At 51.6% G+C, this 13,790-nt stretch carries 11 protein-coding genes and 1 pseudogene; 7 read left to right on the top strand and 5 right to left on the bottom strand.

The genetic code is table 11. The annotated features are described in order from the left end of the window. Positions 1 to 34: 34 nt before the first annotated feature. The 7 genes and pseudogenes from truB to ABFZ84_RS03685 all read left to right on the top strand — a co-directional run bounded on the left by truB (position 35) and on the right by ABFZ84_RS03685 (position 10,116). Positions 35 to 967: a tRNA pseudouridine(55) synthase TruB gene (gene truB, locus ABFZ84_RS03715; protein ID WP_369312571.1), complete on the top strand. Its 933-nt coding sequence runs from the start codon at positions 35 to 37 to the stop codon at positions 965 to 967. Positions 968 to 1,039: 72 nt separating this feature from the next. Continuing rightward, positions 1,040 to 3,061, top strand: a complete 2,022-nt coding sequence (locus tag ABFZ84_RS03710) for an alpha/beta hydrolase family protein (protein ID WP_369312570.1) — start codon at positions 1,040 to 1,042, stop codon at positions 3,059 to 3,061. 408 nt (positions 3,062 to 3,469) lie between these two features. Next, a pseudogene (gene rpsO / locus ABFZ84_RS03705) lies at positions 3,470 to 3,799 on the top strand (30S ribosomal protein S15); the annotation flags it as partial. A 74-nt stretch (positions 3,800 to 3,873) separates the two neighbouring features. Further along, positions 3,874 to 4,635, top strand: a complete 762-nt coding sequence (locus ABFZ84_RS03700; protein WP_369312569.1) for a 3-hydroxyacyl-CoA dehydrogenase — start codon at positions 3,874 to 3,876, stop codon at positions 4,633 to 4,635. Between the two features lie 101 nt (positions 4,636 to 4,736). Then, entirely contained in the window at positions 4,737 to 6,851 is a 2,115-nt protein-coding gene (gene pnp, locus ABFZ84_RS03695; protein ID WP_369312568.1) for a polyribonucleotide nucleotidyltransferase, read from the top strand. Between the two features lie 172 nt (positions 6,852 to 7,023). After that, on the top strand, positions 7,024 to 8,922 hold the full coding sequence (locus ABFZ84_RS03690) for a DUF885 domain-containing protein (RefSeq protein ID WP_369312567.1): 1,899 nt from the start codon (positions 7,024 to 7,026) through the stop codon (positions 8,920 to 8,922). Between the two features lie 87 nt (positions 8,923 to 9,009). Then, positions 9,010 to 10,116: a fatty acid desaturase family protein gene (locus tag ABFZ84_RS03685; protein ID WP_369312566.1), complete on the top strand. Its 1,107-nt coding sequence runs from the start codon at positions 9,010 to 9,012 to the stop codon at positions 10,114 to 10,116. A gap of 52 nt (positions 10,117 to 10,168) precedes the next feature. Here ABFZ84_RS03685 and ABFZ84_RS03680 read toward each other — a convergent pair whose 3' ends face one another. The 5 genes from ABFZ84_RS03680 to ABFZ84_RS03660 all read right to left on the bottom strand — a co-directional run bounded on the left by ABFZ84_RS03680 (position 10,169) and on the right by ABFZ84_RS03660 (position 13,717). After that, positions 10,169 to 10,990, bottom strand: coding sequence for an enoyl-ACP reductase FabI (locus ABFZ84_RS03680; protein ID WP_369312565.1), 822 nt, complete (start codon positions 10,988 to 10,990; stop codon positions 10,169 to 10,171). A gap of 57 nt (positions 10,991 to 11,047) precedes the next feature. Continuing rightward, entirely contained in the window at positions 11,048 to 11,245 is a 198-nt protein-coding gene (locus ABFZ84_RS03675; RefSeq protein ID WP_369312564.1) for a hypothetical protein, read from the bottom strand. Between the two features lie 3 nt (positions 11,246 to 11,248). Further along, positions 11,249 to 12,463: a beta-ketoacyl-ACP synthase I gene (fabB, locus tag ABFZ84_RS03670; RefSeq protein ID WP_369312562.1), complete on the bottom strand. Its 1,215-nt coding sequence runs from the start codon at positions 12,461 to 12,463 to the stop codon at positions 11,249 to 11,251. Positions 12,464 to 12,502: 39 nt separating this feature from the next. Beyond that, positions 12,503 to 13,036, bottom strand: a complete 534-nt coding sequence (gene fabA, locus ABFZ84_RS03665) for a bifunctional 3-hydroxydecanoyl-ACP dehydratase/trans-2-decenoyl-ACP isomerase (protein ID WP_369312561.1) — start codon at positions 13,034 to 13,036, stop codon at positions 12,503 to 12,505. A gap of 81 nt (positions 13,037 to 13,117) precedes the next feature. Further along, the gene (locus tag ABFZ84_RS03660; RefSeq protein ID WP_369312560.1) at positions 13,118 to 13,717 is read right to left on the bottom strand and encodes an SH3 domain-containing protein; all 600 of its coding nucleotides are present in this window, start codon (positions 13,715 to 13,717) and stop codon (positions 13,118 to 13,120) included. Positions 13,718 to 13,790: the final 73 nt, after the last annotated feature.

The raw sequence follows: 13,790 nt of genomic DNA, 5'->3' as shown, positions 1-13,790 counted from the left end.
AATTAGAGTTCAAAAATCGATTGAAGGAGCCCCCATGGGCAGACGGCGCAAAAAAGGTCGGCCAATTTCTGGCTGGTTGGTGATTGATAAGGCATATGACTTTGGTTCAACCGAAGCCGTATCGAAAGCAAAGTGGTTATTTCAGGCGCAGAAAGCCGGCCATGCCGGAACCTTAGATCCACTTGCCACGGGCGTATTGCCGATAGCGTTCGGTGAGGCCACAAAAACTGCGGCCTATGTCATGGATGCGCAAAAACACTATCGCTTTACGGCGAAGTGGGGCGAGGCAACATCAACCGATGATATTGAGGGGGATGTGGTTGCGACCTCTGAAAAACGCCCCAGCCGCGAAGAGATTGAAGCGGTGCTGGCGCAATTTACCGGTGAGATTGAACAGACTCCGCCACAGTTTTCGGCAATTAAGGTCGATGGCGAACGGGCTTATGATATTGCGCGCGACGGTGAGAAAGTTGAGTTGGCGTCGCGTACCGTGAATATCTATAATTTAGAAATTGTCGAAACACCGTCTACTGATGAAACAATATTTGAAGCGCATACCGGTAAGGGTGCCTATGTACGGGCTTTGGTGCGGGATATTGCCCATGCGCTGGGAACTGAGGGCCATGTTAGCGCGCTTCGTCGATTGGCGGTTGGCGCATTACGCGCCGAGGATGGGATCACGCTTGCGGCGCTAGAAGAAATGGAAAATATCGAAGACCGTGACGCCGCGCTTCTGCCAATAGTGAGTGCACTTGATATGATGCCGCAGGCGAACATCGACGGACCGCAGGCGGATAAATTACGCCGAGGTCAAGCGGCCATTATTTCACCAGCGGTTGCAAAGGGGGTGCGCGGAGAGGTTGCGGGCGCAATCGAGGGGGTTCTCGCGGTTCTTCATGATGAGGCCGTTGCGATCTGCGAACTCGATGGTCTAAAGCTTAAACCGAACCGAGTTTTTAACAGTTAAAACCTTTTCTCGTCCTGATTTCTTGGTATCATTTTCCGATTGGGGAAGCTGATCGTCTGGAAGGGGCATAAAATGTTTCATTCGCTTAAGAAGGTTTCGCGAATTGGCTTGGGGCTGGCGAGCATTTTTTTCGCTAACACTGCGCTCGCTGGTTCAATTCCTGTCGACGATTTGGCTCGCGTGCCTTTGTTGGACAGCGTTTCTTTATCTGCGGACGGTAATTATTTGGTTGCGCTCGTCGCTGCGGATGGCGCGGTGTCAGAAAGCCCTGCGGTTTCGGTTTGGGACTTAAATGATGATCAAGCGAAACCGCGTATTGCTAAACCGGACTCTAGTGTTGAATTCATCGGTGCCTCAGCGCTTAAAATGGGGCAGGTTCTAACTGTCGCCCGGAAGCCATATTCTGGTGAAACATATGGTTGCGATGGCGAAGGCACGCGCGGTCTTACGCATACATATACTTACAAACTTTTTTTTGCGGACCGGAAGCTCAAAAAGTTCAAAGACCCGTTCGATATTCGCGGCACGCTGAAAGGGCGCGGTGAGGCGACAATTCGGTGTTTCGAGATCGCGGTGCGGGGCAGTATTCGCTCAGACCTACTGCCCCTCGATCCGGAAAATGTTGTTGTTTCAGAATTTGATGCGCGTACGTATCGTATCAAATATAAAAAATATAACCTACGTACGGGAAAGACAGAGCTACTTTTCATCGACTCCGAAGAAGAATCCGCAGGGCTCATTGATCCGCGCGATGCTACCGTTTGGACTCGCAGCAAGGTCTATTTCGATAATGGCGAGTTTCAGTTTGAAACTCTTGTGAGAGATGCAACGACTGGAAATTACGATGTCCATGATAAGTTTACGTGGGACTCAAGTCAGCGGAATGAAATTTCTGTAGTTGGTCGCGATGAGGAAACTGGGAAGCTTTATGTAATTACGGATCAATTTAGCGATAAAGCGTCGGTCTATATGTACGACCCCGCGACGCGCGAATATGACAAAGACCCTGCGTTTGCTCATGGCCGGTATGAAGCTATGGATGTGATTTTAGGGCGCTCCCCCAATGATTTTAACCAGCTATTGGGTTTTGTGTATGGTGGTGAAGTACCGCGAGCCTATTGGCTCGACCCGTATTTTGACTCGGTTCAAAAGACGTTTGAAAAAATTCTTCCAGACACAAATATTTCTATCATTGACTACTCTCACGACCGCTCAAAAGTGCTCGTCCGTTCATCGGCATCGAATGTTGCTCCATCTTATTATCTGTTGACTGATGGTTCACAGATCAAAAAACTGGGTGACTCCGCGCCTTGGATCGATACGTCTTCGGTCGGTAAGACATCACTTATCTATTATGATGCGCGCGATGGCCTCAGCATCCCGGCGCTTTTGACCCTTCCTGCTGGGTGGGAAAAGGGGGATCCGGCGCCGCCCGCGATTGTTATGCCGCATGGCGGGCCATGGTCGCGTGATTTCGCTGATTGGGACCCAACGGGCTGGATACAGTTTTTGACTTCGCGTGGTTACACCGTGTTGCAGCCTCAATATCGCGGGAGCGAAGGCTGGGGCCGTCAGCTGTGGCTCGCTGGTGACAAGGAGTGGGGCCAGAAAATGCAGGATGACAAGGATGATGGTGCCGATTGGCTTGTTGCCAATGGGTATGCTGGTGCCGACCGTATGGCGATATTCGGATATTCCTACGGGGGCTTTGCCGCTTTTGCTGCCTCTGTTCGTAAGGATGGGCCATTCCAATGCGCGATTGCCGGGGCTGGGGTTGCGGATTTGACGAGGCTTGGCCGCCTATGGAGCGATAATAATCTCCAGCGATATCTTCAGGGGCGTACGGTCAAAGGTATGAATCCAATGGAGAATGCCGACGAGATTGCGATGCCCATTCTTATTCTTCATGGGGATCGTGATGTTCGAGTGCCGATCAGTCATTCTCAACGTTTTTACGGTAAGGTTTCCGATAAGACGAAAGCCAAACTGGTTGAGATTGAGGACATGCCGCATAGTCTACCGTGGACGCCGGCGCAGAAAAAACTCATGTTGGAATCCATAGACGAATTTCTTCGGACGGATTGCCAGCTTTAGGGGTTCCGGCTTCTATGGGCTAACCAACTTGAGAGAGGCTTGGCATGCACCACAAGCGAAAAGGACCGAAATCAATTCGCGCGGGATGTCTTTTGTGTAAACCGCACAAACGGCAAGGCACCCCAATGAAACAACGGCTGCGGTTTAGCGATCTCCGTAAGGCGCGGATTGGCGGTAGGCGCGATCTTCGCAATCGGCAATTTGCGCAGGAAAGCGAAGCGTAGCGTAATATTGCGCAACGGCAGAGCTTTTGGTGGATACCTCTAAAATTCGGTTCCGTATTACTCTGTTCGGGCGATCAAAATATTCATTAGAGCGCGAGGCCTTGGGCCGTTTTAGGAAGCCGCTCAAGGCGCTTTCGGGCCTTGCAACGCAAGCATTTTTCCCCCATAAGCCGGGCTTCTATGACCTTGCTGGACGGCGTCCCGGCGAGGCCGTCATTTTTTCCGGCGCCGCGGAGATGAATACATGTCGATTACGGCTGGCCGTAAGGCCGAACTTATCAAAAAATTTGCGAATAAAGCAGGCGATACAGGCTCGCCAGAGGTGCAGGTTGCAATCCTGACTGAGCGTATCACTAATCTGACCGAGCATTTCAAAGAGCACAAAAAAGACAATCACTCTCGTCGTGGTCTTTTGAAAATGGTTTCTCAGCGCCGTAGTCTTCTCGATTATGTAAAGCGTCTCGATCACAGCCGTTACCAAACGCTGATCGAAGCCCTTGGCATTCGTCGCTAACGCTATTGGGCGCATGACGGTGAGGTCTAAACGGCCTCACCATCCCAGACAGGCAAATATAATTCGGAGCAATTATGAAACTTGAGGGTACGTCAGCAATCATCACCGGCGGCGCGTCGGGGCTTGGTGCTGCAACTGCAGAAGCGTTGAATGATGTGGGTGTTAAGGTCGCTCTTTGGGACCTCAATGCCGAAAAAGGGGAAGCGCTCGCAAAGGACCTTGGGGGAATTTTTTGTTCCGTAGACGTTAGTAGCGAAGACAGCGTTACTGAGGCTTTGGCGAAATCCGTTGCCGCACATGGTACGCCGTCAATTTTAATTAATTGCGCAGGGATTGCGACAGGCGAGAAAACCATCGGCAAAAATGGCCCTCACCGTCTTGAGAGCTTCAAAAAAGTGCTCGACGTCAATCTGGTTGGTTCGTTCAATTGCATTCGTCTTGTTTCCGCTGAGATGGAAAAGAACGACCCGCAGGATGATGGCGAGCGCGGCGTAATCGTGAACACGGCTTCTGTTGCTGCGTTTGAAGGTCAGATTGGCCAAGCGGCTTACGGCGCGTCCAAGGCCGGTGTGGCGGGCATGACATTGCCGGTCGCGCGAGATTTGATGAATATTGGCATCCGCGTAAACACGATCGCACCGGGAATTTTCTGGACGCCGATGATGGCGGGTATGGACCAAAAGGTTCAGGATGCATTGGCGGCAATGGTGCCGTTTCCAAAGCGCCTTGGCCGCCCCGACGAATATGCATCTCTCGCATTAGAGATTTGCCGAAATACAATGATTAACGGTGCTGTCTTTAGACTAGACGGGGCCATCCGAATGCAGCCCAGATAAGCTCGATTGCGCCGCCTCTATGGGCGGCGCTTTGCTATCCGGGTTTCATAGCAAGGGCGCCTTACGATCCGCGTATGGCGCAGTACGAAAGAAGAGAAAACATGTTTAACATTACGAAAAAATCAATCGAATGGGGCGGTCGCACGCTGACCCTCGAAACAGGGCGTATTGCGCGCCAGGCCGATGGCGCGGTGCTCGCCACTTATGGTGACACTTCCGTTCTCTGTGCAGTAACAGCCGCTAAAGAAGCGAACCCGAATTTCGATTTCTTTCCGCTGACCGTTCACTACCAGGAAAAATACTACGCGGCTGGCCGCGTACCGGGTGGCTACTTCAAACGTGAAGCCCGCCCAACAGAAAAAGAGACATTGACATCGCGCTTGATCGACCGTCCGATCCGCCCGTTGTTTGCTAAAGGCTTCAAGAATGAAGTTTTGGTTGTTGCTCAGGTATTGAGCCACGACCTTGAGAATGACCCGGATATCATTGCGATGATCGCCGCTTCAGCAGCGCTGACGGTTTCCGGCGTGCCATTCATGGGGCCAATCGCGGCGTCTCGCGTAGGTTATACCAATGGCGGCTATGTGTTGAACCCAACCATCGACGAGATGGCTGATACGCAACTTGATCTTGTCATGGCCGGTACGAATGACGCAGTGATGATGGTTGAATCAGAAGCAAAAGAGCTTTCTGAAGATGTCATGCTCGGTGCGGTGAAGTTTGGTCATGACGCTGCGAAGCAAGCGATTGATCTGATCATCGACTTTGCTGAAGAATGTGCAAAAGACCCATGGGACTTTACAGCACCAGACCATTCAGAACATGCGGGCAAAGTACGTGCGCTTGTCGAGGATGATGTAAAAGCTGCGTATAAAGAGCAGGTTAAGCAAGTCCGCCAAGAAAAAATTGGCGCTGCAAAAAACAAAGCAATCGACGCATTCTGTGATGACGAAGATGAAAATGCACTTTCAAAAAGTGTTGTAGGTGGTCTTTTCAAGCAGATCGAGTCTGACATTGTTCGTGGCGGCATTCTTGATACGGGTGAGCGTATTGATGGTCGAGACACGAAAACTGTCCGTCCTATCGTTGCCGAGGCAGGTGTTCTTCCGCGGACGCACGGTTCGTCGTTGTTTACACGCGGCGAAACACAGGCGCTTGTGGTTGCGACGCTCGGCACTGGCGAAGATGAACAATTTATCGACGCATTGGCGGGGACCTATAAAGAGCAATTCTTGCTTCATTATAACTTCCCACCATATTCAGTTGGTGAAGTGGGCCGTATGGGCTTTACCGGACGGCGCGAAATCGGGCACGGAAAACTCGCATGGCGCGCGATGAAAGCGGTTATTCCGTCACAAGAAGAATTCCCTTATGTTATTCGTCTTGTATCTGAAATCACCGAGTCTAACGGATCATCGTCAATGGCGAGTGTCTGTGGCGCATCACTTGCGTTGATGGATGGCGGTGTACCGATTAAACGCCCTGTGGCTGGTATTGCTATGGGTTTGATCCTCGAAGGTGAACGCTTTGCCGTTCTTTCTGACATCCTTGGTGATGAAGATCATCTTGGTGACATGGACTTCAAAGTTGCTGGTACGGATCAGGGTGTGACATCACTTCAGATGGACATCAAAATTGCGGGCATTACGGAAGAAATCATGCATATCGCTCTTGGCCAAGCCAAAGACGGTCGCATGCATATTCTTGGCGAGATGGGCAAAGCGCTCGATTCTGCGCGTTCTGATCTTGGCGACTATGCGCCACGTATTGAAACCATGCAGATCGCGAAAGACAAAATTCGCGAAGTGATCGGCACGGGCGGTAAAGTGATCCGCCAGATCGTTGAAGAAACAGGTGCCAAGATCAATATCGATGATGAAGGTCTGATCAAAATCGCATCGAGCGACAAGGCACAAATCGACGCTGCGTATAAGTGGATTCACTCCATCGTTGCTGAGCCTGAAGTCGGCGAGATCTACAAGGGCAAAGTGGTGAAAGCCATGGATTTTGGCGCATTCGTCAACTTCTTCGGCCCGCGTGATGGTCTTGTGCATATCTCTCAGCTTTCTCAGGGGCGCCCAGAGAAAACCACCGACGTCGTGAAAGAAGGCGATGAAGTTTATGTGAAACTTCTCGGCTTTGATGATCGCGGTAAGGTCCGCCTGTCGATGAAAATCGTCGATCAGGAAACAGGAAAAGAAATCGAGCAAGAGTAGGCTTGATTTAAGCCATTGAATTCATTTTCGAATTCGGCAAAAAGCGGCATCTGTGGTAAGCAGGTGCCGCTTTTTTATTTTCCGACACTCCGATGCAGGATAAGTGTTGGCTGAAATCATAAGCGCGGTAAGCTCTGTATCCACGCAACAGAAAAAATGGGGAGCCTTTGCGATGGCGATAAGACAAAGAGTGCTTACAAGTGTGGCCCTGGCGGCGCTGATTGGCCTTTCCGGATGCGGAGAAAAGGCAACGGCCCCCGCAACACAAGAAAACCCAACCGAAGTCGTTGAAGAGGCCGAAACTCAAACGGCGTCTGAGTTGTTGTTGGAGATGGCGGATCGACACGCCAAAGAGATACTCCGGGCATCGCCAGAATTAGCGACAATTCTTGGCGTTGACGAAGCAATCGCGGGCGAGGGATTTCAGGCCCGGCTCGGTAATTATGGTTTCGCTGCAAATGAATCTGCGCGAGCCATGAACGAACGGTTTTTACAAGAAATCCGGAGCATTGATCGCGCCACCCTCGAAGGGCAAGCTTTGATTACTTATGACGTGCTCCGCGATGCCTATCAAACCGGGGCTCGGCGCAACCAATTTGCCTTTGGTGGTGCGACACCTTTTGCCTCAGCGGGACCATATGTGGTGACGCAACGCGCTGGCCCTCAGGTAATTTTACCGCGCATTATGTTGACGCAACATCCCTTAAAAAATGAACAGGATGCGGAAGATTATATTTCACGCCTTTCTGAGTTTGGGCGCGTATTTGACGAGACCGTGGAAACAGTGTCTTCGGACGCGGCCCTTGGCGTAACGCCGCCACGCTTTGCGTTAGATGGGGCGTTGCGTACCATCAGTGTATTTACGACTGTTGCGCCCGCTGAAAACCCTTTGACGACGACATTCGCAGCAAAAGCAGAGAACATCGAGGGACTTAGTGCTGACGACCGCGATGCAATGATCGCGCGTGTCGCAGATGCCGTTGAGACAAATGTTTATCCGGCCTATGCCCGCTTGGCTGCGGCGCTTGAAGGGCTGAAGGTCCAATCTGGTGATGACGCTGGTATCTGGACTATGGGCGAAGAAGGGGCTGCGTTCTATGCGCACCGGCTTGCGGCCTATGGCGCAGGCGGGATGACGGCAGAGGATGTGCACGAACTTGGTTTGGCCGAAGTGGCCCGCATCAATGAACAGATGGATACGATCCTAAAAGAACAAGGCCTGAATAGCGGTACAGTCGCTGAGCGCTTCACCGCGATTGGAGAGCGTCCTAATATGCGTTATCCGAATACAGATGAAGGGCGTGCGGATTTGTTGTCCGACCTGAACGCTCAAGTATCTGAGATCATGACGCGTGTGGATGATTGGTTTTATACCCTGCCATCACAACCGGTCGAGGTGCGGCGCATACCTGTTTACGAGCAGGATTCATCCTCAGGCGGATATTATAGCGCACCGTCACTTGATGGCTCTCGGCCCGGGATTTTTTGGATCAATCTTAAAAATACAGCGGATTGGCCGAAGCATGCGCTCAATACTCTGACTTATCATGAGGCTGTGCCGGGTCACCACTTTCAGCGATCACTAGAGCGCGCTGCGGGGTTGCCGCTAATTCGAAACATGCTTGGCTATTCGGAATTTTCCGAAGGTTGGGCGCTTTATTCAGAGCAAGTGGCAGCGGAAATGGGACTCTATGCCAATAATCCGCTCGGGGACCTCGGGCGCTTACAGTCCGAACTCTTTCGTGCTGCGCGCCTTGTGACTGATACGGGTATTCACCACAAGCAATGGTCCCGCGAAGAAGCCATTGATTACATGCAAGGGGTAACCGGTGATACGCGGGCATCCGTAACCCGCGAAATCGAACGTTATTCTGTCTGGCCGGGGCAGGCGACGGCCTATAAACTCGGTATGCTGAAAATTAATGAACTACGTCAGCGCGCAGAAGATGCGCTTGGGCCAGATTTTGATATCCGGGAGTTCCATGACGAGGTATTGTTGACGGGCGCGATGCCATTGTCCGTGCTAGAGAAAAAAATCGATAATTGGATCAAGGAAAAGCAGGGCACTTGAACAGGGCAAAGGGTGAGCAGCAGCACGCTGCACTTGATCGCGCTGTCTTTGCCTCTAATCTAGTGAGAAAGCTAGAAAGCGCGAGACATGTCGGAAAGCCAAGTCCTCACCGGACGTCCTTATGAATGGTTAAGCGAAGAAGACCGTTTGTCGGTTGAAACACCATCCTGGCACAAAGGTGCGATTATAGCGGTCATCCATTTTGCGGCATATTTTGGGTCGCTCTATGGTGCGCTTGGTCCGTTTCCATTTTTTGTCAATTTTGCCGCTTCGGTTGTGAACGGGTTTTGCCTCGGCCTTTTATTTATCATCGGCCATGATTGTGTTCACAAATGCTATTTCCCAAACTTGCGCGCGAACCAAATTATGGGCCGGATTACTTTTCTGCCGTCTGGTCATTCCGCCAGCCTGTGGGAGACAGGGCATAACCGCTTTCACCACGGTAAGACCAATTACAAAGGTGTCGATTACGTCTGGGCACCGATGAGTGTCACTGAATATCGCGCGGCCAGCCCGTTTCGAAGATTTTTAGAGCGACATAACCGGGGTCTGCTGGGGCAGATTTTCAATTACCCAATCAGTATTTGGATTCCCAAAATTATTTTACCGATAGCCCCTGAAACCCGTGGCCAATGGCGTCGCTATTTTTGGGATTCGGTTTTTGTCGTGGTGGGGCAGGCATTCATCATCACCGCGATTTTGACGCTCGGTAAGATGTGGCATCCTGAACGAAGCTTGTTGGCGATATTCGTCATCGGCTGGTTCCTGCCGATGTTGGTGTGGAATTTTTTAGCCTCGTTTAGTTTCTTTTTGCATCACGCCCACGAAGATACGCATTGGTTTGATAAGGCCGAAGATTGGTCTTTTTATAATTCATGCATTGAGGGCACGGTGCATATGGAGATCAAAGAACTGAAATGGCTTGGTCTTTATTTTAATGTGATGGAACACACAGCCCATCACGCGATGTCTACAATTCCGATTTATAACCTTGATCGCGCGAGCAAGCTTTTAAAAGAGCGGTATGGTGAGGCTGTAACGACCTATCAATTTACGCTGCGCGATTATTGGCGGATCTTGGCTGCGTGTAAATTATACGATTTTGAGAACCGTCATTGGACGGATTTTGAAGGACGGCAAACAGGCCCCGCACTGGAAAATCGCAAAGCGAATATTCCTGTCGCTGCGGAGTAAGACACAAAAAAGGGGCCTAATGGCCCCTTTTTCATTCGGTATATAATTCATTTTAGCCTTTAAGTGCGGCCTCGTCTGGCATCCCAACAATATGGAACCCACCATCCACATGATGAGTTTCCCCGGTGCATGATGCACCAAGGTCCGACAAAAGATAAAGCGCTGCGCCCGCAACGCCCTTCGGGTCGGTGTCATCGCGTAGTGGGCTCGCGGCGCGATTGAATGAGAACATGTGACGACCGGATGAAATGCCCGCAGCAGCAAGCGTTTTAATAGGGCCCGCAGAAATCGCGTTCACGCGAATGCCGTTTGGTCCTAGGTCGCGTGCGATATAACGCGTGGATGCTTCCAGCGCGGCTTTAGCAACGCCCATAACATTATAGTTTGGCACGGTCCGCTCAGACCCAAGATAGGTCAGCGTGATCATTGCGCCGCCGGGTTTCATCAGTTTTGACGCACGGTTTGCTGAATCGACGAACGAGAACGCAGAAACATCCATTGTGTCTTTGAATATCTTGCGAGTAGTGTTCTCTACGAACGAACCTTCAAGTGCGGTTTTGTCAGTAAAGGCAATAGCGTGGACGAGGAAATCAATCGCGCCCCACTTGTCAGAAACGGTTTTGAAAGCGGCATCCATCGAATCGTCCGACAGCACATCACATTCAAGAATGAGTTCCGCATCAACGCTTTCGGCGAGTGGTCGAACCCGACGTTCAAGCGCTTCATTGGCATAAGTAAAGGCAAGTTCCGCACCTTGGGCTTTGAGCTGCTGCGCAATATACCAGGCAATCGAATTTTTGTTTGCGACGCCCATGATCAAGCCGCGTTTGCCCTTCATCAGATCGCCTTGGGGGAATGAAATGTCGCCGCTCATAATTTTATTTCCTTTTTGGGCCTACCGCCGCATTGCCGGACATATCGCGCCGTCGGGTTATGCCGCGCCGGCCGCGTTGCGTCCAATAACCATCATTGTCAAAATGAAATAGGCGAGCCAGACCAATGCGTAAACGCCCATACGCGTAGTTTTTGGCTGTTTTCGAACAACCGGTAGAATTAATCTGAACCACCATAGACCGACCGTCGCGATAATTGTTGCGACGATTGCGGCCATGATGACCGGTTGGCTCATTGTCTAGACCCTTGCAACGACGAGTGAGCCGTTGGTGCCGCCAAAGCCGAAGCTATTGGTCAAGAAGCAATCAATCTTGGCGTTGTCGACACGCTCGCGAATGATCGGCAGGTCGGCGAATTCTGGGTCCAGATTTTCGATATGGGCAGATGCGGTCAGGAATTTGTCGCGCATCATGATCAAGCCATAAACCAACTCTTGTGCGCCAACAGCACCAAGCGAATGACCCGTCAGCGATTTGGTCGACGAGAATGGCGGAATCGCATCACCAAAAACTTCGCGGATCGCTTGGGTTTCCTTTTGGTCCCCGACGGGTGTCGATGTGCCATGCGGGTTGAGATAATCAATCGGCTGTTTCGTGGTCTCTAGGGCGCCGCGCATGCAACGCACTGCGCCTTCGCCAGAAAGCTGAACCATGTCATAGCCATCAGAATTAGCGAAATAACCAACGATCTCGCCATAGATCGTCGCGCCGCGCGCTTTTGCGTGTTCATACTCTTCAAGCACGACCGTCGCGGCACCACCGGAGATAACAAAACCATCCCGGTCTTTGTCGTAGGCACGACTTGCAACGGATGGGGTGTCGTTAAAATTGTTCGACATGGCACCCATAGCGTCAAAGATATTGGCTAAGGTCCAATCGAGTTCTTCGCCGCCACCAGCAAAAACAATGTCCTGCTTGCCCCACATGATCTGTTCGGCGGCTGCACCGACACAATGAACTGAGGTCGCACATGCGGATGAAATCGAATAGTTCACGCCAAGAATTTTGAACGGAACCGCAAGCGTCGCCGAATTGGTTGACGCCATCGCTTTCGGAACGACTGTTGGGCCGATGCGTTTGGTGCTGTTATTTTTACGGGTAATGTCCGCAGCCTCGACAATTGCTTTGGTTGAAGGGCCGCCAGAACCCATAACAATGCCGGTTCTTGGGTGGCTGATTTGATCTTCGGTAAGGCCCGAATCTTCAATCGCTTCACGCATCGTAAGGTAATTCCACGCAGCGCCCTCGCCCATGAAACGGCGGGTTCTGCGATCAAGAATTTCTTCGACGTTTAACTTCGGGCGGGCCGACACCTGACACTTAAAACCATGCTCGGCAAAGCTTTCATCGCGCGCAATGCCAGAGCGACCTTCGTAAAGGCCTTGTTTTACGTCTTCTACATTGTCGCCAATCGAAGAAACGACTCCCATGCCAGTGATCACGACGCGTCGCATAAAAATCCTTTCGTGTTCGCCCGAAGAAAAGGGGATATCTTAAAGTGACAGGCCAGCGGCTAACTGTTCTTCGGAGAACAACCCAACCCGTAAATCGTTTGCCGAATAAATCTGGCGTCCGTCAACTTTCATTACACCATTAGCGATGCCCAGAATTAGCGGGCGCCCCATCATTCGGCGAATGTCTAATTCATAAGTAACGAGCTTGGCGCTTGGCACAACCATGCCCGAAAATTTCACATCTTTTGCACCCAGCGCACGGCCAGAACCGGGGTGGCCAGACCATGTCAGGAAAAACCCGACAAGCTGCCACAAAGCATCAAGGCCAAGGCAACCAGGCATCACAGGATCGCCAGGAAAGTGGCAATCGAAGAACCATAGATCGGGATTCACATCGAGTTCTGCAACCACCCGGCCTTTGCCATATTCGCCGCCATCGCTGGTAATTTCTGTGATGCGGTCAAACATCAACATGGGTGGCACCGGCAGCTGTGCTGAGCCTTTTCCACGTAGGCCGTGATAGCCGCACTCAAGTAGTTCTTCGCGGCCGAAACTGTTTTTCTTTTCTGTCATGCGCTCTGATTGCTAACTTTGTTAAGGCGAGGCTAATCCTCGCGTGTGTTAGCCGTTTGGTAAAGGGGACGCCGCGTTCGGTCAATTATGCGTCGCAGCAATATTGAGCGCTTCCGTAGAAGAATATCGCGACCCGAGCGGCATATGGGCCCGAGCCCCCCAAAATGCTGAAGCCCGCGCCCAGCCTTTTCGGCCATTGGCGGTCACCCGAAGCCAGCCGTCGCGTTCATCTTCGACCTTGGTGACAACCCCGCGACCCAACCGGGCTCTGGCAGGGGCGCTGGCGTCTGGCCGTGCGCGTAGAGCCAGCCCGTCTTCCAGGACAAGGGCGGTTTCAATGCCTGAGAGCTTTGACTTGTGGGTCCAACATTCATCGCCCTCAAGATCACGAATTTTTCGCCAATAGTCTTTGGTTTCGGCTATGATCAAAACGGGTAGCCCCTGACGCATGAAAGTTAGGCGGACAGGGTGAGCGAAGCTTGGTCCTGATCGGCAAAATGTCTTTTGGGCCTTGAGGGAGACAAGACGTGGCACGGGTAGGCCGGAAGGCGTGTCGAGCCGTATTTCCGCGTTTTGCGAAGGTGTGCGATCTTGCGCAGCACCGGCAGGCGCGGTCATATAGAGGGCGAGAATAAAAACGGTCGCCGAAGAAATTTTTGAGATTATATTGAGACGCGACATGAATGGACGCTCGAAAAAACGTTAAAAGATGAATAAACCCTTATTCAACAGCGAAGCCGTTAATCTTGGGTTA

It is taken from the genome of Hyphococcus lacteus (assembly GCF_041058985.1).
GTDB classification, from domain to species: Bacteria; Pseudomonadota; Alphaproteobacteria; order Caulobacterales; family Parvularculaceae; genus Hyphococcus; species Hyphococcus lacteus.
Note: the sequence above shows the minus strand (reverse complement) of the source record. Positions and strands in the feature narration are given on the sequence as shown.

Coding starts and splice junctions, on each gene's coding strand:
- truB (WP_369312571.1), top strand. CDS start 35: ATGGGCAGACGGCGCAAAAAAGGTCGGCCAATTTCTGGCTGGTTGGTG.
- ABFZ84_RS03710 (WP_369312570.1), top strand. CDS start 1,040: ATGTTTCATTCGCTTAAGAAGGTTTCGCGAATTGGCTTGGGGCTGGCG.
- ABFZ84_RS03660 (WP_369312560.1), bottom strand. CDS start 13,717: ATGTCGCGTCTCAATATAATCTCAAAAATTTCTTCGGCGACCGTTTTT.
- ABFZ84_RS03700 (WP_369312569.1), top strand. CDS start 3,874: ATGAAACTTGAGGGTACGTCAGCAATCATCACCGGCGGCGCGTCGGGG.
- fabB (WP_369312562.1), bottom strand. CDS start 12,463: ATGCGACGCGTCGTGATCACTGGCATGGGAGTCGTTTCTTCGATTGGC.
- ABFZ84_RS03685 (WP_369312566.1), top strand. CDS start 9,010: ATGTCGGAAAGCCAAGTCCTCACCGGACGTCCTTATGAATGGTTAAGC.
- ABFZ84_RS03675 (WP_369312564.1), bottom strand. CDS start 11,245: ATGAGCCAACCGGTCATCATGGCCGCAATCGTCGCAACAATTATCGCG.
- ABFZ84_RS03690 (WP_369312567.1), top strand. CDS start 7,024: ATGGCGATAAGACAAAGAGTGCTTACAAGTGTGGCCCTGGCGGCGCTG.
- ABFZ84_RS03680 (WP_369312565.1), bottom strand. CDS start 10,990: ATGAGCGGCGACATTTCATTCCCCCAAGGCGATCTGATGAAGGGCAAA.
- fabA (WP_369312561.1), bottom strand. CDS start 13,036: ATGACAGAAAAGAAAAACAGTTTCGGCCGCGAAGAACTACTTGAGTGC.
- pnp (WP_369312568.1), top strand. CDS start 4,737: ATGTTTAACATTACGAAAAAATCAATCGAATGGGGCGGTCGCACGCTG.